This window comes from Flexivirga sp., from assembly GCF_035551235.1.
Lineage (GTDB): Bacteria > Actinomycetota > Actinomycetes > Actinomycetales > Dermatophilaceae > Flexivirga.
The window spans coordinates 32,499-50,057 of sequence record NZ_DASZNO010000044.1 but is presented as its reverse complement, the minus strand read 5'-3'; the positions used below and the strand labels follow the sequence as shown (position 1 = coordinate 50,057).

Here is a 17,559-nt window from a genome sequence, read left to right as displayed (position 1 = left end):
CGACCGAGCCAAGGACACGAGCTTGCGAGGCCAGCAGGCAAGGAAAGAGGAGCGACAGAAAGCATGACCGACACCTATTCGAACCTCGTCAACACCAACCCGGTCGGCAAGAAGATCGCCGGACAGCTGGGTCTGCCCCGGCCGGCGCGGCTGCGCCGCTACGAAGAGGGCCAGGACCTGCTCGGTGGGCCCGCCGCCGTCGCGGGCATCGGTGACGCGCCGGTTGCCGCCGCTGCGACCGGCATCATCAAGGCGTCCGGTGCCGACGTGGTGGAGGCGTCGCCCGAGGCGTCATACGACAGCAAGCTCGGCGCGATCGTCTTCGACGCCAGCGCCGCGCGCACCCTCGACCAGCTGGACGAGCTGCGCACCACCGTCGCCCCGGCGATCAAGAAGCTCGGCTCGTCCGCGCGCCTGGTCATCATCGGCACCCCGCCGGCCGAACTCGAGGACGCCGAGGCCGCCGCCACCCAGCAGGCGCTCGAGGGCATCACCCGCTCCATCGGCAAGGAGATGCTGCGCGGCAGCACGGCCAACCTGCTGTGGGTCGACCAGGACGCGCAGCACGACCCGTCCGTACTCGCGGCGCCGCTGCGCTTCTTCCTGTCCTCCCGCTCGGCATACGTCTCGGGCCAGCCAGTGCGCGTGCGCGCCGCCGATGTCCCGGATGCGACCGACTGGCGGCACCCGCTGGCCGGCCGGATCGCCGTCATCACCGGAGCCGCTCGTGGCATCGGCGCCGAGATCGCCAAGGTCTTCGCCCGCGCCGGTGCGACGCTGATCCTCGTGGACATCCCTGCCGCCGGTGACTCGCTCAGCAAGGTGGCCAACCAGCTTGGCGCGACCGCGCTGCAGCTCGATGTCACCGCCGAGGATGCCGGTGCCCGCATCGCCGAGGCTGTCGCACGCAAGGGCGACAAGCTGCACGTGATGGTGCACAACGCCGGCATCACGCGCGACAAGCTCTTCGTCAACACCGACGAAAGCCGTTGGGGCAGTGTGCTCGACGTCAACCTGCGTTCGCAGTTCCGCATCAACAAGACGCTCCTCGACCCGTCGGTCCAGGGCGGCCTGGCCCAGGGTGGCCGGATCATCGGCGTCGCCTCGATCAGCGGCATCGGTGGCAACCGCGGCCAGTCGAACTACGCGGCGTCCAAGGCCGGCGTCATCGGCATGGTCCGTCAGCTGTCGCAGAACCTCGCCGATCGGGAGATCACCGTCAACGCGGTCGCGCCCGGTTTCATCGAGACGGAGATGACCGCCAAGATCCCGTTCGCCACCCGCGAGGTGGGCCGCCGGCTCAACTCCCTGCTGCAGGGCGGCAGCCCGACCGACGTCGGTGAGGCGATCGCCTTCTTCGCCGAGCCCGGCGCGGCCGGCGTGACCGGCCAGGTGCTGCGTGTCTGCGGCCAGAGCCAACTGGGCGCTTGAGGCGAGTATGACGAAAGTCATCGAGCTCAAGTCGGCCCCGAGCCTGCCGAAGATCTTCGCCCGCGCCGTAGCGACCTCCAAGGCGCACAACGGGAAGGGTGGGCTGCCCGACATCCAGGTGGTCCGACGCGGGGTGCAGGTCGACCCGGACGCGCTCGCGGACTATGACCACGTGTGTGGTTTCACGCTTCGCGAGCAACTGCCCGCGACATACCTGCACAACCTCGTATTCCCTTTGCAGGTAACGCTTTTCGCGGACAAGAGCTACCCCTATCCACTGATGGGGAGTGTGCATCTCGACAACACCCTCACGGTGCGCCGGCCGATCCGACTCGGCGAGCCGTTGGACCTGTCGACCTGGGCGACCAACGCCCGCCCGCACAAGAGCGGCGTGCAGGTCGACGTGGTCTCACAGGCCCACGTCGGTGACGAGCTGGTGTGGGAGGGCCTCGCGACATACCTCTATCGCGGCCAGAAGATCGACGGGGACGTGCCGGAGCGCCCGGAGGAGTCGGAGGCTCCGGACGGCGCGGGGATGATCTGGCGCCTGCCCAGCAGCCTCGGGCGCCGCTTCGCGGCCGTCAGCGGCGACGTCAACCCGATCCACATGAACTCCGTCACCGCCAAGGCGATGGGTTTCCCGAGCACGATCGTGCACGGTATGTGGAGCCAAGCGGCGATGCTCGCCGCCATCGAGAACCGCCTGCCCGATGCGTATGTCGCCCGGATGTCCTTCCGCAAGCCGGTGCTCATCCCCGGGACCACGCGTCTCGTGGCGCACCAAACCGCGGAATCATGGGATCTGGCGCTGCGCAACAACCGCAAGGGGACCGTGCTGGCCCGCGGGGAGGTTGCGCCGATTTCGTGATCGAAGAGGCCTACGGTAGCCTTTTCGCTGCGCTGCCCGAGCAGAGCGACGACTCGTCGCGCTCGGACAGGCAGGCCCCTATAGCTCAGTCGGTAGAGCGTCTCCATGGTAAGGAGAAGGTCAACGGTTCGATTCCGTTTGGGGGCTCTGATGGACCATCATCCATCCGCCCGAGGCGGGGTAGCTCAGCTGGTTAGAGCGCACGACTCATAATCGTGAGGTCGCGGGATCGTGCCCCGCCCCCGCTACAACGACAGACATATTCGCTTCACAGACAAAGTAACTCCGAGAGCAGGTTGCCGTGGCCAGCAAGAGCGCAGACATTCGCCCCAAGATCACCTTGGCGTGCACTGAGTGCAAAGAGCGCAACTACGTGACGAAGAAGAACCGTCGCAACAACCCCGACCGCGTGGAGTTCAAGAAGTACTGCCCGCGCGACAAGAAGCACACCGTGCACCGCGAGACTCGTTGATAGCGAGGATTCGTTCCTCATCCTCGTATCGACCGGTGTTTGATCGGACAGCCTGCGGCTGAGGTCTCTCGCACCAACGCATCACGAAGTGCCCCGAACCGGAAACGGTGCGGGGCATTTCTACGTCCCCACCACCCCTATGCCGAGTGACGGCTTCTTCGCCGACTGACGGCCTGATCTCGTCGTCACTCGTCGAGGAAGCCGTCATTGGGCAGGTGTGGGGGTCTGGGTCGCGGGGAGAGACCGCGCGCCGACTAGTCTGACGCCATGGCTGTGAACCCCGAAGTGGCCGGGCGGAGTTATCCGCCGTCTGCGCCGTATGTCGTGTCACGCGCGAAGATCGCCGAGTTCGCCAAGGCGGTCGGTGCGACCGATGAAGCGCACTTCGACCCCGAGGTCGCGCGGCAGCGCGGCTACACCGATGTCATCGCGCCGCCGACCATGGCGGTGATGATCTCCCAGCAGGGCGACGCCAACGTGATGACCGATCCGGACGCCGGCATCGACTACAGCCGCCTCGTGCACGGTGAGCAGGGCTTCGAGCACCACCGGCCGCTGGTCGCCGGCGACGAGGTCCGGGCGACCACCACCATCGCCAAGGTCCGTCAGGCGGGCGGGCACTCGATGGTCACCATGACCACCGACATCACGACCGCCGACGGCGAGGTCGTGACGAGCGCGACCTCCGTGGTTGTCATTCGAGGGGACGAGGCATGAGCCAGATCGAAGCCGGCACGACCATCCCCGGCCGCACCATCCACGTCGACCGCGCCACGCTGATCCGGTATGCCGGGGCGAGTGGCGACTTCAACACCATCCACTGGGACGAGCAGTTCGCGAAATCCGTGGGCCTGCCGGACGTGATCGCGCACGGCATGTGGACCATGGGCGCCGCGATCCAGCCGGTCGTCGACTGGCTGGGCGATGCCGGTCGCGTGACGTCATACAGCGTGCGCTTCAGCGCGCCGGTGCCGGTGCCGCACGACGGCGGGGCCGACATCGAGGTCGGTGCGACGGTCAAGTCCGTGGACGGCGACACTGCCACTCTCGACATCACCGCCACCTCCGGTGAGCAGAAGGTGCTGGTGCGTGCACGGGCGACCGTCGCGCTGAAGTCCGCCTGATGCAGGAAGCGAACGGCGTCGAGCTGGCACCGCTCACCACGATGCGCGTCGGCGGGCCCGCCGCCCGCTTGGTCGTGGCCGAGACGACCGACGAGATCGTCGACGTGGTGCGTGAGGTCGACGACGCCGACGAGCCGTTGCTGGTGCTGTCCGGCGGGTCCAACATGGTCGTCGCCGACGACGGATTCCCGGGCACGGTGCTGCGCATCGCCAACACCGGCATCGACGTGGAGTCGGCGGACGACTGCGGGGGAGTGCACGTCCGGGTCGCGGCCGGCGAGGAGTGGGACGACTTCGTCGCGCGGTGCTGCACCGATGGGTGGTCGGGTGTCGAGGCGCTGTCCGGCATACCGGGGCTGACCGGTGCGACGCCGGTGCAGAACGTCGGCGCCTACGGCCAGGAGGTCGCGCAGACGATCGCCTCGGTGCGGACCTGGGACCGGCAGGATCAGACCGTGCGGACCTTCGCCAACGCGGACTGCGAGTTTGCTTATCGGCACTCGCTTTTCAAGGGTTCGCCATACCGCGGTGGCGGCCGCTACGTCGTCCTCGACGTGCTCTTCGCGCTGCGTCCGACCGAGCTGTCGCAGCCGGTCGGTTACGAGGCGCTCGCCAAGGGCCTCGATGTGACGATCGGTGACCGTGTGCCGCTCGACGACGCGCGCGCCGCGGTGCTCGAGCAGCGTCGGCGCCGCGGCATGGTGCTCGACGCCGAGGACCACGACACGTGGTCGTGCGGGTCGTTCTTCACCAACCCGATCATCAGCTCCAGCGCGTATGACGAACTGGCGCGCGTCGCCGCGGACCGTTTCGGCGCGGACGCCCCGGCTCCGCCCCAGTGGCCGACGGACGGCACTGGCGTGAAGACCAGTGCGGCCTGGCTGATCCAGCACGCCGGCTTCGACAAGGGCCACGGCATGCCGGGCCCGGCAGCGCTGTCGACCAAGCACCCGCTGGCGATCACCAACCGCGGTGACGCGAAGGCCGCTGACGTCGCCGACCTGGCGCGCGAGGTCCGTGACGGCGTGCGCGACGCGTTCGGGGTGACGCTCGTCAACGAGCCGATCTTCGTCGGCCACGACTTATAGCGACTGCGCCGGGAGCAGCCGGCACGGCACCGTCCTCGACTCCGTGGGCATCGAGTGAGGTCAACAGCTTTCCGAGCAGCCGCCCGAGTTCGTCGAACTCGCTGCGGCTGAGTCCGGCGGTCAACCGGCGGGCGTTCGCGAGGTGCTCCGGGGCGCAGGTCTCGAAACGCTGACGACCGGCATCGGTGAGTCCGACGAGCTGGCCACGGCCGTCCGCCGGGTCGGGCACTCGCGCCACCAGGCCGTCACGGACGAGCCGGTTGACGCGGACACTGATCGTGCCCGGGGTCAGGTTGAGCTCCTCGCCGAGTCGGCGCTGCGACAGGGGATCGCCACCCGTTCGCACGATCGTGGCGAGTACGGCGAAGTCGGCGCCGCTGAGCCCGTGGGCGACGAAGACTGCCTCAAGCCGGGTGCCCAAGACCTGACGGAGCCGCGACAGCCGAGCGGTGACGGCGATGGGCGCGACGTCGAGGTCCGGGCGCTCGACGCGCCAACCCGCCAGAACGCGGGCGATGGGGTCGGCAGCTTCGGGGTGGCGAAATTCGCTGGGCGGTCCCATCGAGGAAGCGTAACGTGCATGGGCACAAAGTTTGAATCCAAACTAGTTCTCGTGAGGGTTCGTATGAATGTCGAAATCAGTGCAGTGGGAAGCGCGGGCGCCCAGGCGGCGCAGCGACGACGGGCCGGGTCGTTCTGGTTGAGCGCCGGGCTGCTCGCGCTGCTCATGTTCGCCGCGAGCGCGCCCTCGCCGCTCTATCCGACCTACGCGGCCCGATGGCACTTGTCGCCGATCACCGTGACCGCGGTGTTCGCCGTCTACGCCGTGACGCTGCTGGTCGCACTGCTCGTCCTCGGTGCGCTGTCCGACCACATCGGGCGGCGGCCCGTGATCGTCGGTGCCCTGGTCGCGGAGGCCCTGGCGATGGTGGTCTTCCTCAGCGCACACGGTCTGACCGCGTTGTATGCCGCCCGCGGCATACAGGGCCTGGCGACCGGTGCCGCGACGAGTGCGCTGAGCGCGGCGCTGCTCGAGCTGCAGCCGCCCGGCCGGGCGGCGACTGCATCCCTGGTCAACAGTTGTGCGCCATCCTTCGGCCTCGCGCTGGGCGCGCTGGCGACCAGTGTGCTCGTGCAGTACGGGCCCAGTCCCACGCGCCTCATCTACTGGATCATGCTGGTGACGACCCTGATCGGTCTGGCGGCGGTGGTCCGGATGCCGGAGCCCGGGCGACGGTCGCCGGGTGCGCTCGCGTCCCTGCGGCCGACGGTCAGCGTGCCGGCGAGTTCCCGCGGTGCTTTCCTGGCGGCGCTCCCGTGCCTGATCGCGACCTGGTCGCTCGGCGGCCTCTACCTCTCGCTGGGTCCGGCGCTCGCGGCACAACTCGCGGGCTCGGCGAACCACCTCTGGGGCGGCCTGCTGATCTTCCTGCTCATGGCGACGGGTGCCGCCGCTCCCGTCGCGGGCCGCGGGCTGGCCGCGCGCACCGCGATGACGGCGGGTTGCCTGACCCTCATCGGCGGGCTGGCGGTGACGGCGCTCGCCATCGGACAGCTCTGGGTCTGGCTGCTGATGGTCGGCTCGGCGATCGCGGGCGTCGGCTTCGGGCTGTCCTTCATGGGGGCGTTCCGGACCGTGACCGCGTCGGCGCCCCCCGCTGATCGGGCGGCACTCATCGCGAGCGTCTACACGGCTTCCTACCTCGCCTTCAGCATCCCGGCAGTGATCGCCGGCATTATCACGACGCACCTCGGGCTGCGGTCGACGAGTCTCGGATATGCCTGTGCGGTGGCGCTGCTCGCGGGTATCGCGGTCGTCGGGTCCGCCGTCGTGCACCGCGGACGCCGGCCCGAACCGTCCGCTGACGTGCCTCCGTGTCCGTGCAGCGTGCCCGCACCGCAGGCGAGGTAGCCGGCCGATTGCCTCTCGTATCTTCGGCCCGACGGTGCCACCATGGAAGTGGCAAGTGGGAGGTCGCGATGTGGCGACTGGTCGAATACGCGGCGGCGTGTGTGGCACCGGCGGGGCTGCTGCTCGCCGCCGACAAGGCGGTGCATGCCTGGACCCAGCCGCATACCAAGTGCACCGGTGAACCGGCCCCGGCCACGCGCGACATCGCCCGCCTGTCCTCGGACCTGACCCGCCTGTATGCCGAGCTCGATGTCCTGCGCTCGTCACAGGCGGCGGCACGGGTGCATCGCCTGCGGGCCACCACCCTGGCGTATGACGACGTGCTCGAATCCTGTTGCACCGCACTGCAGGTGCGCGAGGGCTTGCCACCACGGGAGTGGTCGTCGGTGGAGCGCCTGGAGGTGGAGGCAGCGCTCGAGGATGCGGGCCTGCGATGGTGACCCACCATGCGAGGATCGCGCGCATGCACTTCACCGATTACGACATGCGCCTCGCGGCATACGCCGTCATCGTCCGGGACGGGCACATCCTGCTGACCTGGTACAACGGCAAGGGCAACGGCAAGGCGGGCTGGACGCTGCCGGGCGGGGGAGTCGAGTACGACGAGTCGGTCGAGGACGCCGTCGTACGAGAGGTTTTCGAGGAGACCGGCTATCACATCACGTTGGGTGCGCCGCTCACCACGGACTCCTTCACCACCGCCGATGGACGTCTCGGAGGCCGTGCCTTCAAGTCGGTCAGGATCCTCTTCGACGCCACGATCGAGGGTGGCGACATCGGCACGACCGAGGTCGACGGATCGACCGACTTCGCCCGCTGGATGCCGCTCGCGCTGACCGGCGAGATGGGCTATCGATCACGCATCGTGGACATCGCGCTGCAGCTGATCGCCCGGCGCTGACGCGAGCCAGGCGTCGATGTCGGCGTACGCCGCCTTGCGGACGTCCGCCGGAGCCAGCGACGCATCGATCGACGAACGCGCCAGCCCGGCCAGCTCCTGGTCGGTGAACTCGTGGTCCTCGCGGGCCGAACGGTATTGATCCGCAAGGCGATTGCCGAAGAGCAGCGGGTCGTCCGCGCCCAGTGCGATCGTCGCCCCGGCGTCGACCAGCGTGCGCAGCGGCACCTCGTCGGAGGACCGGTAGACGCCGAGCGCGACGTTCGAGCCCGGGCACACCTCGAGGGCGATGCCGGAGTCCACGACGCGGTTGAGCACCGATCGTGATTCGACGGAGCGGACCCCGTGGCCGAGCCGAGTCGGTCGCAACGACGCGAGCGTCTCGTTGACGGCGTCGGGTCCGAGCAACTCGCCCGAGTGCGGCATCGCCGCCAGGCCCGCCCTCCGGGCGATCGCGAAGGCATGCGCGAAATCGGTTGTCACACCGCGTCGTTCGTCGTTGGACAAGCCGAAACCGACGACGTCACCGGGCTGGTCCCCGGCATACCGTGCGGCCAGCCGGGCGAGTGCGCGGGCGTCCATCGGGTGTTTCAACCGGGACGCCGCGACGATCACACCCACCCCGATCGGCAGCTCGGCGCTCGCGGAACGCGCCTCGTCGAGCACGATCTCCAGCGCGGGCGTGATCCCACCCAGCCCCGCAGCGTATGACGTGGGGTCGACCTGGATCTCCAGCCAGCGCGACCCTTCCGCGACGTCGTCCTCGGCGGCCTCGCGGACCAGGCGGCGCAGGTCGGACTCGTCCTTGACGCACGCGCGGGCTGCGTCATACAGGCGCTGGAAGCGGAACCAGCCGCGCTCGTCCCGGGCCGACAGTTTCGGCGGCCATTGCGCGAGCAACGCCTCGGGCAGTCGCACGCCGTGCTTGGTGGCCAGCTCGCGCAGCGACGTGATCCGCAGCGACCCGGTGAAGTGCAGGTGCAGGTGCGCCTTCGGAAGCGCGGCGACCGAGCGGGCGCCCGTGGGTTCCGGCATGTCCCGAACCTACTGGAGACGACCGAGAGGACCACATACCGACCGAGGGGAGCACGAAATCCGGCGGATTTCGTGCTCCCCTCGGTGCCTTGGTGCTCCTGTCGGTCAGCCCAACGGCACGAAGCGCAGCGCCTGTGTCGCCGGCTTCTGGTCCGGCGAACCGCCGACCCAGTTGCGGTAGGGCCGGGTCGCCGCGGAGCCGCCGCCGAGGTCGAGCACCAGCCCGCTGTAGCGGTTGACCAGGCGGAACGCGTTGCCGCCCCTGCCCTTCGTCGCCTGGATGAACCACTGCTGTCCGGCCGATGGGCCGTCCTTCGCAACGGCGGAAACCTCGGTCGCCGCGCCCCAGGCCCGACCGGCGTTGTTGCTGTCGTTCACTCCGAGAGCGAGATCGGAGACGGAGTTGACGACGGTGAACGAGCCGTCCCCGTTGGACCGGAACCTCCAGTGCGCGGATGCTGAGATCTGTTGGGTGACAGACGTTTTCGACCCGTCCTGGACCAGGAACCCGCCGCCCGCGGTCAGCAGGTAGTCCTTGCCGAGCTGCACCGGTGCCGTCGCCGGCTGGTCGCTGTCGATGGTGATCGTCGCGAAGTCGCCGTCCGAGCCGTTCGCGCAGGCGATCGAGCAATAGCTGTCGAACGTCTTCCCGACCGTCGTGCCCTGCGTCTTGCTCACCGGATCCAGCAGCCAGCGATACCAACTGCTGTTGGCGTATGCCGAGCCGGTGTCACCGACGAGCGTCCACTTCGGGTGCGCCAGGTCGTCCGTGGCGTAGATGCGCTGGGGAGTGTTGTCCGCCATACGTTCCGGAGTGCCGATGTACTTGCCGAGGTAGGCGTCATACGCGATGTTCAGGATGAACAGGTCCGAATTCCCCGGCAAGGTGCCCGCCGCCTGCTGCTGCCGCCAGGTGCCCTTGTTCGTCGGGTCGTACTCCTTGTCCGGCGCGACATACCCGGTCGGCGAGCTGTCGGTCGAGACGACGCCGCTCTCCTTGCCGCCGACGCCGGGCTGCTGCCACGCACCGTCGTAGTACTTCTGCCACGTGCCGGTCGCCATCTTCCCGCTGATCGGCGCTCGCGCGACGTGCTCGGTGAAGCCGCCCCAACTGCCGCCCTTGTCGACGATCCGCGAGCCGTAATAGACGTAGAAGTAGCCCGACGCCATGTCGACGAACAGCCGCGGGTCGCCGTCGCCGTAGTAGTAGGTCTGCTCCGGGAATGCCGTCGTGTCACCGCGCTTCGTGCTGTATGGCGAGGTGAGCGCGTGGCCCTTGATCTGCCAGGTCCTGCCGTGGTCGGTCGACACGGCGTAGTCGATCGCGTCGTAGTGCAGGCCGTCGCCGAACGGCTTCGGGGTGAATTCGTTGTGCACCAGGCCGATCCAGTTGCCGGTGTCGGGGTCGACCCAGGTGCCGACCAGGTCGCAGTAGTTGGCGAAGGAGTAGCCGGTGGGCGTCGGCGTTGCGGTCGCCTCGCGTCCGGTCGGTCCGTTGAGGCAGCGCCATACGGTGTCGTCGTTGCGGTCCTGCGGGTTCTTCGGGTCCGCGGCGGTCGACAGCGCCTCGTCCTTGGTCGCGGTGTCCATGTCCTTGCCCGTGTAGAACTCCCACTCGTGGACGCTGTCCGCGCTGTAGAGCGACGCGGACTGCTGGAAGTGGAAGGTGCCGTCGGCGTCGATGAACGGCGCCGCGGGCGTGTCGGTCGGGTGGTGGTACGTGCCGATCGCGCCGACATCGATCGTGTATGACGGCGCTGTCGCGGCGGCGTGCGCTCCCGGTGCGGCGGCGACGGTGGCCAGTGCGATGGCAGTCACGCCGACGGTGCGGAGGGTGGTGGTCCGGTGCATGTGGTCGACCTCTTTCTCTGGACGGGTGCAGTAGGGGACTGCGGTCCGATGAATTCGAGGCTAGCCAGCGTGTGACGTTAGATGAGCGTTCAAAGCGAAAAGATTCAGCAAAGATCAACATCGGCTGCTGTGTGAACCTGTCGGGCAGCTAGGCTGCTGACCATGGATCTCGCCCGGGTGCTGTGGATCGGCGGTGGCAGCGGGGCGGGGAAATCGACTCTGGCGCGGCGACTGGCCTACCGTCACGACCTGCGGCTCCATCCCGTTGACGCCTACACCTTCGCGCACATCGAGCGGACGGATCCGGCGACGCATCCGGTGATGGCTCGCACCCACGCGATGGGTTATCAGCAGTTGCATGTCGAGCCGAGCCCCGAGGAGCAGGCGGCGAACTTCGTCGCCTACGCCGCGGAGCGATTCGGGATGATCGTCGACGACATCGTCGCGCGCGGGAGTGGGCCGATGGTGGTCGCTGAGGGCCCGCAACTGCTTCCCGAGCTGGTCGGTCCGGTGATGGCTACTTCGGGTCACGGCGTCTGGCTGCTGCCCACCACCGACTTCACCGCGCGCAGCCTCGGCATCCGCAACAGTCCGACACCGCTGGCTCGGGAGACCGACAAGGACCGCGCCCGCCGCCGCAGGCTGGAGCGGGACGCGCTGCTGACCGACCGGATCCGGCGCGACGCCGAACAGCGCGGCCTGGCCGTCGTGGACATGGACGGCAAGCAGAACGAGGACGAGAGCGATGGGGCGCTCGCGGAACTGTTCGGCTCCCTCCTGGAAGCCGGACCGCGAGCACACGACGGCGAGGAGCGTCGCGCCATCCGACGGGAGGAGAACGCCGCCGCGAACCGTCAGATCGGGGCGTTCCGGGCATCGCTCGGCGACACGGCTCCGCCGGAGGGCGACTTCCCCTACGCGTGCGAGTGCACGAACCTGGGATGCGATGTGCAGGTGGAACTCACGCCGACTGCCTATCGCGCCGCCGGCGGGGCGCTGGCCCACTGACGGCCGGGAACGGAAAGCGACCGGCCGCCGTTTTGTGAGGAGCGGGCCACAACCCGTATGCTTGACCCACCGATCAATCTCAAGCTGATGTGGCATGCCCGAAACAGGGCGTGCAACGCGGCCTGAACGCTCGGAGGGCACTAGCTCAATTGGCAGAGCACCGGTCTCCAAAACCGGGGGTTGGGGGTTCAAGTCCCTCGTGCCCTGCAGGACAGATCCAGCAGTAACGACAAGTCAGGAGTCACCGTGAGCACGAGCACCGCCTCGACCCGCGGCTCCGCGGACGAGAAGTCCAAGGGTGGTTTCTTCGGCCAGATCGTGCTGTTCATCCGCCAGGTCATCGATGAGTTGCGCAAGGTGGTGCGGCCGACTCGTGACGAGTTGACCAGCTACACCATCGCGCTGGTCGTCTTCCTGGCGATCCTGATGGCGTATGTCGTCGGCTTGGACCAGCTGCTGGTGCACCTCGTCGACTGGGTCTTCGCCGGATAGGTATGACGCCGACGGCGTCATACACACGGCGTCCGGTACGACATCGGAACACGAAGGAAAGCAGGGCAATGACTGGCGAGCTGGACCCGCAGAACGCTGCGGCGGTGGACGCAACCCGCGCCGAGGACGAGGCGTGGAACTCCGACCTGCGCGCCGAGGACTCCCAGGACGCCGAAGCGCTCGACATCGAGCGCGACGCGGACAGCGACGCCCCCGCCGACGACATGCGCGAGACGATCGAGGACGACCTCGATGTCGCCGACGGCGACAGTGACACCGACCAGGCGCTCGCCGCGGCCGGCGAGGGCGCTGACCCGGACGACCCGGCCGAGCTGGATGCGATCCACCGGACCGAGTCCGACATCGAGGACGACGGCGACGACTTCGACGCCGATGCCGACGAGGTCGCCGACGACCCGCAGATCGACGCCGAGATCGCCGAGGCCGATGGTGACGCCGCCGCCGAAGCCGACGCGGAGCGCGACGAGGAGATCGTCGACGGCGCGGAGGGCTACGAAGAGGCGGAGGCCGAGGTTGCCGGTGAGGCCGCCGACCTGGGTGAGGACGTCGCGGGCGACGAGACTGCCAATGATGCGGACGACTCCGCGGACGAATCCGAGGATGAGGCTCCCGCGCTCAGCGCGGAGGAGCAGCGCGCGGCGTTCGTCGCCGATCTGAAGATGCAGTTCGGCGAGTGGTACGTCGTGCACTCCTACGCCGGCTACGAGAAGCGCGTGAAGGCCAACCTCGAGACCCGTATGACGAGCCTCAACATGGAGGACTACATCTTCCAGGTCGAGGTCCCCATGGAGGAGTTCACCGAGATCAAGAACTCCCAGCGCAAGACCGGCACCCGCGTGCGGATGCCCGGTTACGTGCTGGTGCGCATGGACCTGACGGACGAGAGCTGGGGCGCGGTGCGCCATACCCCTGGTGTGACCGGTTTCGTGGGCAACGCCCACCAGCCGTCGCCGCTGTCCATCGACGAGGTCGTCACGATGCTGAACCCCGTCTTCGAGGAGCCGGCCGGCGAGACCGGAACCGGTGCGGCTGCGTCCTCCGGGGCCAGCAAGCCGAAGACCACCGGCAGCACGGATGTCGACTTCGAGGTCGGCGAGTCCGTCACCGTCATGGAGGGTCCGTTCGAGACGCTGCCCGCCTCGATCTCCGAGATCAACACCGACACCCAGAAGCTCAAGGTGCTCGTGTCCATCTTCGGCCGGGAGACTCCGGTCGAGCTGGCGTTCAACCAGGTCGCGAAGATCTAGCTGGACGCCACCCTGACCGGGACTGCCGGTTCAGGAATTGCAACCGGGTCATCGCCCACGGCGTAGGCCCACGAAGAGGAATACAGCATGCCCCCGAAGAAGAAGGTCTCCGGCTTCATCAAGCTGCAGATCCAGGCCGGTCAGGCCACCCCCGCCCCGCCCGTGGGCCCCGCGCTCGGTCAGCACGGCGTCAACATCATGGAGTTCGTCAAGGCGTACAACGACGCCACGGCGGACAAGCGCGGCAACGTCATCCCGGTGGAGATCACGGTCTACGAGGACCGCTCCTTCACCTTCATCACCAAGACCCCGCCGGCCGCCGAACTGATCAAGAAGGCTGCCGGTGTTGCCAAGGGTTCCGGCGAGCCGCACAAGACCAAGGTCGGCAAGCTGACCAAGGACCAGGTCCGCGAGATCGCCACCGAGAAGATGGCCGACCTCAACGCCAACGACCTGGACCAGGCGTCGCGCATCATCGCCGGCACCGCTCGCTCGATGGGTATCGAGACCGAGGCCTGAGCAACACCTCACCAACCGTGGTTGGGCCTGCTTCGGCCCGCACAACCACAATTCCGGAAGGGAATCCAATATGAAGCACAGCAAGGGCTACCGCGCAGCAGCGGAGCAGATCAACAAGGACACGCTCTACGCACCGCTCGAGGCGGTCCGGCTGGCCAAGTCCGGCGCGAAGACGAAGTACGACTCGACCGTCGAGGTTGCTTTCCGCCTCGGTGTCGACCCGCGCAAGGCCGACCAGATGGTGCGCGGCACCGTCAACCTGCCCCACGGCACCGGTAAGACCGCCCGCGTGCTGGTCTTCGCCAACGGTGACAAGGCCGCTGCCGCTGAGGCCGCGGGTGCGGACTTCGTCGGTTCGGACGACCTGCTGGCCAAGGTGGCCGGCGGCTGGACCGACTTCGACGCCGTTGTCGCCACCCCGGACCTGATGGGCAAGGTCGGTCGTCTCGGTAAGGTCCTGGGTCCCCGCGGCCTGATGCCGAACCCGAAGACCGGCACCGTGACGATGGATGTTGCCAAGGCCGTGTCCGACATCAAGGGCGGCAAGATCGAGTTCCGCGTCGACAAGCACTCCAACCTGCACTTCATCATCGGCAAGGTCTCCTTCGACGAGAAGGCCCTGGTCGAGAACTACGGTGCGGCGCTGGACGAGATCCTGCGTCTGAAGCCGTCGGCTTCGAAGGGTCGCTACATCTCCAAGGCGACGATGTCGACCACGATGGGCCCGGGCATCCCGCTCGATGCGTCCGTCACGCGCAACCTGCTGGGTGAGGACGCCGACGCCTGATCCGTCGTCCCACAGCCAAGCGGCCGTCGTCCCTCACGGGGCGGCGGCCGCTTGCTTGTGTGTATGGCGGTGCGGTTCAGAAGTAATCACGGACCTGCGCGGGCACGTTGAACAGCGCGTCCCACAAGGCGTCGTGGTCCGCAGGACCGTCGAGCAGGCCGCCGGCGCGTAGCCCGGCGCAGCGCTGCGCTCCGCCATACAGGGCAGCGAGTCCACGGGCGTGGAACGTCGGGCCGACGCCGGAACTTCCCCTGCTGCAACGCAATTCGTCACCGGACACCTCCAGGACGTAGTGCCCGTCGACGTCCTCGGCGAACCCGCCGGTGACGCCGAACGGCAACTGCGCGGTCAACCCCGGCAGGCCGCGCCGAGCAGCGAGGGCAGCAGGTATGTCGACCAGCGCGAGCATGTAGCGGTGTTCCTTGACAGCCGGTGCCGGCTCGGCGGGCAGAGCGGTGAGCGACTCGTCGCCGGAGGGGAGTTCGACATTCACCCGACCGCTCACGGAGTCGAACGTGCCCAGGAAGCGCCACAGTGCACGGGTGGCGTCGGACGTGCGGCCGATCAGGTCCTCGACCTCGATGATCGACGTCGCGGGGTCATAGCCGGTCCCGCGCGTCCAGCGCACACTGCCGACGATCTCGCCGGTGGTGTCGATCGCCAAGGTCACCGACGCAGGCGATGCGAGGTAGTCGCCGGACAGGATCGGTGCCGATGGCCGAACGCGGGTGAGGGGTCCCAGCCGCTCGGCGGCCCAGGCGGCATACAGGCGGCGGAGCTCGCCGAGGTCGTCGTTCGTCGCCCGACGCAGCGAAATGCCCTGCGGTGCTTTGACTTTCGCCAATGCCGAGACGGCAATCTCGCGCTGTTCGAGGCTGCCGACCAGTTCGTAGCCGAAGCGGCGATAGATGCCGGCCGCGGTCGGGAAGAGGATGCTGATCGGCTGACCGAGTCGCCGTGCCCGGTCGAAGCCGGCACGGAAGAGCGGCGACAGCAGTCCGCCGCCACGGGCTTCGGGATGCACCGCCACGCCCTCCACGCCGAACATCTCCATCGTCCGGTTGCCGGGCAGGTGGATCCGGTCGTCGCGTGCACGGATCTTGGCGGTGAGTTCGTCGCCGACGAACGCGCCCAGGACGGCGCCGCCGACCGGCGGTAGTGCACTCGGTTGCCGGTCCGCCGCGTAGCCGAACGCGTCCGCGCCGAGCCGGTGGTTGGCGTCGCGGTCGGCATCGGTCAGTTCACGGATCAACGGCTCCACGATCGGAGCCTACGTGGAGCGGTGCTGCGACTACTGCGCGGTGCCCACGCCGATGAGGGTGGCCAATCGGCGGATGGCGAATTCGTAACCCTGAGAACCGCATCCGACGATGACTGCGGCAGCGACGTCGGATAGGTAGGAGTGGTGCCGGAACGCCTCTCGTGCGTGCACATTGGAGATGTGCACCTCGATGAACGGCGCCCGGACGTTGGCCAGGGCATCACGGATCGCGACGGAGGTGTGGGTGTAGGCGCCGGCGTTGAGGACGATGCCGGCCGTGCTCTCGCGGACGCTGTGCAGCTTGTCGACGATGGCGCCCTCGCTGTTGCTCTGGAAGCAGTCGACGGTCAGTCCGAACTCCCTTGCGGTTGCTGCACATTGGGCCTCGATGTCGGCCAGGGTCTCGTGACCGTAGATCTCCGGCTCGCGGGTGCCGAGCAGGTTGAGATTGGGTCCGTTGATCACGGTCACGGACTGGGTCGTCGGCATGGCACTCCTTGGTGGGCTCGACTGGTCGGCTCTGACGGTCAGCGTATGCGACACGGTCCCGTTGACCCGCGCACGACCAGATGCGTGGGCAGCTGCCAGGACTGCTCGGTGCGAGTTCGCTGAAGCCCCAGCTGGATCAACGTGTCCACTGCCCGCGCTCCGGCATCCTGGGTGTGCTCCGCCAGGGTGGTGAGGGTCGGAGTGCACAGGTCGGCACCGAAGATGTTGTCGAAGCCGACGATGCTCACGTCCTCCGGCACCCGCACACCACGCTCGAGCAGCCGCCGGATGACCCCCAGCGCGAGCATGTCGTTGTGACACACCGCGGCAGTCGTCCCAGAGGTGATCACCGCGTCAGCGGCTGCGGCGCCTGCCTCCCGGGTCGGCGCGTACGGGCCGAGGCGACTGACCGTCATACCCGTGGCGTGTGCGGCGTCCTCGAGGCCGGCCCACCGGCGGCGGCCGGACCAGGACTCCGGAGGCCCGGCCAGGAAGACCGCGGATCGGTGCCCGTGCGATGCCAGGTGATCGATGATCTGCCTGGTGCCGGAGGCGAAATCTGCGACCACTCCGGTGATGCCGGGGATCGCGCGGTTGAGCAGCACCAGGTTGTTGAGCTCGGCCGCCCGGCGCAGCTCGCTGTCCGGGAGGCGCGACGCGCTCAGGACGAAGCCGTCGACGGCGGGTCCGAGCCGGCGCAGCAACTCCGCCTCAGTGGCCGCCGATTCCTGCGTGTCGCCGAGCACCAGGGTGCGACCGGATCGTGCGGCGGCACCTTCGGCGCCCTTGATGATGCCTGCGAAGCAGGGATTCGTGATGTCGGGAACGAGCAATGCGAGCGTCTCGGTGCGGCCGCTCTCGAGGGCGCGCGCCATCGGATTCGGTGTGTAGCCAAGCCTTTTCGCGACTTCGAGCACGTGGTCACGCGTCACCTGGTTGACCCGGCCCGGGTTGGTGAACGAGCGGGACACCGTCGAGGCCACCACACCGGCCTCTCTGGCCACATCGGTGATCGTGGCGCGCTTTCGAGGCGATCCGGGGCTCATGAGAAACAGT

The 17,559-nt window shown here is 68.2% G+C and carries 20 protein-coding genes and 3 tRNA genes; 17 read left to right on the top strand and 6 right to left on the bottom strand.

Going from position 1 to position 17,559, the window contains the following annotated elements; translation table 11 throughout:
* Positions 1-63: 63 nt before the first annotated feature.
* The 8 genes from VG502_RS15255 (at position 64) to VG502_RS15220 (ending at position 4,983) form a co-directional block, all read left to right on the top strand.
* Positions 64-1,431 carry a 3-oxoacyl-ACP reductase gene (locus VG502_RS15255; protein WP_325550924.1) on the top strand — a complete coding sequence of 456 codons (1,368 nt, stop codon included), beginning with the start codon at positions 64-66 and terminating at the stop codon, positions 1,429-1,431.
* Positions 1,432-1,438: 7 nt separating this feature from the next.
* Positions 1,439-2,299 carry a MaoC family dehydratase gene (locus tag VG502_RS15250; protein ID WP_325550923.1) on the top strand — a complete coding sequence of 287 codons (861 nt, stop codon included), beginning with the start codon at positions 1,439-1,441 and terminating at the stop codon, positions 2,297-2,299.
* 74 nt (positions 2,300-2,373) lie between these two features.
* Positions 2,374-2,446, top strand: a tRNA-Thr gene (locus VG502_RS15245).
* Positions 2,447-2,473: 27 nt separating this feature from the next.
* Positions 2,474-2,547, top strand: a tRNA-Met gene (locus tag VG502_RS15240).
* Positions 2,548-2,600: 53 nt separating this feature from the next.
* On the top strand, positions 2,601-2,771 hold the full coding sequence (rpmG, locus tag VG502_RS15235) for a 50S ribosomal protein L33 (protein WP_325550922.1): 171 nt from the start codon (positions 2,601-2,603) through the stop codon (positions 2,769-2,771).
* Between the two features lie 267 nt (positions 2,772-3,038).
* The gene (locus tag VG502_RS15230; protein ID WP_325550921.1) at positions 3,039-3,488 is read left to right on the top strand and encodes an FAS1-like dehydratase domain-containing protein; all 450 of its coding nucleotides are present in this window, start codon (positions 3,039-3,041) and stop codon (positions 3,486-3,488) included.
* Positions 3,485-3,895 carry a MaoC family dehydratase gene (locus tag VG502_RS15225; RefSeq protein ID WP_325550920.1) on the top strand — a complete coding sequence of 137 codons (411 nt, stop codon included), beginning with the start codon at positions 3,485-3,487 and terminating at the stop codon, positions 3,893-3,895. Before VG502_RS15230 ends, VG502_RS15225 begins: the two co-directional genes overlap by 4 nt.
* Entirely contained in the window at positions 3,895-4,983 is a 1,089-nt protein-coding gene (locus tag VG502_RS15220; RefSeq protein ID WP_325550919.1) for a UDP-N-acetylmuramate dehydrogenase, read from the top strand. Before VG502_RS15225 ends, VG502_RS15220 begins: the two co-directional genes overlap by 1 nt.
* Here VG502_RS15220 and VG502_RS15215 read toward each other — a convergent pair.
* On the bottom strand, positions 4,949-5,545 hold the full coding sequence (locus tag VG502_RS15215; protein WP_325550918.1) for a MarR family winged helix-turn-helix transcriptional regulator: 597 nt from the start codon (positions 5,543-5,545) through the stop codon (positions 4,949-4,951). The genes VG502_RS15220 and VG502_RS15215 overlap by 35 nt on opposite strands.
* Before the next feature lie 63 nt (positions 5,546-5,608).
* Here VG502_RS15215 and VG502_RS15210 point away from each other — a divergent pair, with 63 nt between their 5' ends.
* The 3 genes from VG502_RS15210 to VG502_RS15200 all read left to right on the top strand — a co-directional run bounded on the left by VG502_RS15210 (position 5,609) and on the right by VG502_RS15200 (position 7,796).
* On the top strand, positions 5,609-6,895 hold the full coding sequence (locus VG502_RS15210; protein ID WP_325550917.1) for an MFS transporter: 1,287 nt from the start codon (positions 5,609-5,611) through the stop codon (positions 6,893-6,895).
* 68 nt (positions 6,896-6,963) lie between these two features.
* Positions 6,964-7,335 carry a hypothetical protein gene (locus VG502_RS15205; protein ID WP_325550916.1) on the top strand — a complete coding sequence of 124 codons (372 nt, stop codon included), beginning with the start codon at positions 6,964-6,966 and terminating at the stop codon, positions 7,333-7,335.
* A 23-nt stretch (positions 7,336-7,358) separates the two neighbouring features.
* A complete protein-coding gene (locus VG502_RS15200) occupies positions 7,359-7,796 on the top strand; it encodes an NUDIX hydrolase (protein ID WP_325550915.1) in 438 nt (145 codons plus the stop codon).
* Here VG502_RS15200 and VG502_RS15195 read toward each other — a convergent pair.
* The gene (locus tag VG502_RS15195) at positions 7,752-8,828 is read right to left on the bottom strand and encodes an adenosine deaminase (RefSeq protein ID WP_325550914.1); all 1,077 of its coding nucleotides are present in this window, start codon (positions 8,826-8,828) and stop codon (positions 7,752-7,754) included. The genes VG502_RS15200 and VG502_RS15195 overlap by 45 nt on opposite strands.
* A 105-nt stretch (positions 8,829-8,933) precedes the next feature.
* Positions 8,934-10,679, bottom strand: coding sequence for an RICIN domain-containing protein (locus VG502_RS15190; protein ID WP_325550913.1), 1,746 nt, complete (start codon positions 10,677-10,679; stop codon positions 8,934-8,936).
* Positions 10,680-10,841: 162 nt separating this feature from the next.
* On the opposite strand from VG502_RS15190, the gene VG502_RS15185 reads away from it, so the two are divergent.
* The 6 genes from VG502_RS15185 to rplA all read left to right on the top strand — a co-directional run bounded on the left by VG502_RS15185 (position 10,842) and on the right by rplA (position 14,753).
* On the top strand, positions 10,842-11,687 hold the full coding sequence (locus tag VG502_RS15185) for a hypothetical protein (protein ID WP_325550912.1): 846 nt from the start codon (positions 10,842-10,844) through the stop codon (positions 11,685-11,687).
* 134 nt (positions 11,688-11,821) lie between these two features.
* Positions 11,822-11,894: transfer RNA gene (locus tag VG502_RS15180), tRNA-Trp, on the top strand.
* A 39-nt stretch (positions 11,895-11,933) separates the two neighbouring features.
* Positions 11,934-12,179 carry a preprotein translocase subunit SecE gene (secE, locus tag VG502_RS15175; protein WP_325550911.1) on the top strand — a complete coding sequence of 82 codons (246 nt, stop codon included), beginning with the start codon at positions 11,934-11,936 and terminating at the stop codon, positions 12,177-12,179.
* A gap of 362 nt (positions 12,180-12,541) precedes the next feature.
* Positions 12,542-13,447 carry a transcription termination/antitermination protein NusG gene (nusG, locus tag VG502_RS15170; RefSeq protein ID WP_414655750.1) on the top strand — a complete coding sequence of 302 codons (906 nt, stop codon included), beginning with the start codon at positions 12,542-12,544 and terminating at the stop codon, positions 13,445-13,447.
* An 87-nt stretch (positions 13,448-13,534) separates the two neighbouring features.
* Positions 13,535-13,966, top strand: a complete 432-nt coding sequence (rplK, locus tag VG502_RS15165; RefSeq protein ID WP_325550910.1) for a 50S ribosomal protein L11 — start codon at positions 13,535-13,537, stop codon at positions 13,964-13,966.
* A 70-nt stretch (positions 13,967-14,036) separates the two neighbouring features.
* Complete coding sequence (rplA, locus tag VG502_RS15160) at positions 14,037-14,753, top strand: 50S ribosomal protein L1 (protein WP_325550909.1); 717 nt, start codon at positions 14,037-14,039, stop codon at positions 14,751-14,753.
* A 76-nt stretch (positions 14,754-14,829) separates the two neighbouring features.
* Here rplA and VG502_RS15155 read toward each other — a convergent pair whose 3' ends face one another.
* The 3 genes from VG502_RS15155 to VG502_RS15145 are packed head-to-tail and all read right to left on the bottom strand — an operon-like array spanning position 14,830 to position 17,549.
* Entirely contained in the window at positions 14,830-16,014 is a 1,185-nt protein-coding gene (locus VG502_RS15155) for a GNAT family N-acetyltransferase (protein WP_325550908.1), read from the bottom strand.
* A gap of 30 nt (positions 16,015-16,044) precedes the next feature.
* Entirely contained in the window at positions 16,045-16,503 is a 459-nt protein-coding gene (gene aroQ, locus VG502_RS15150; protein ID WP_325550907.1) for a type II 3-dehydroquinate dehydratase, read from the bottom strand.
* A gap of 38 nt (positions 16,504-16,541) precedes the next feature.
* Positions 16,542-17,549 carry a LacI family DNA-binding transcriptional regulator gene (locus VG502_RS15145; RefSeq protein ID WP_325550906.1) on the bottom strand — a complete coding sequence of 336 codons (1,008 nt, stop codon included), beginning with the start codon at positions 17,547-17,549 and terminating at the stop codon, positions 16,542-16,544.
* Positions 17,550-17,559 lie beyond the last annotated feature (10 nt).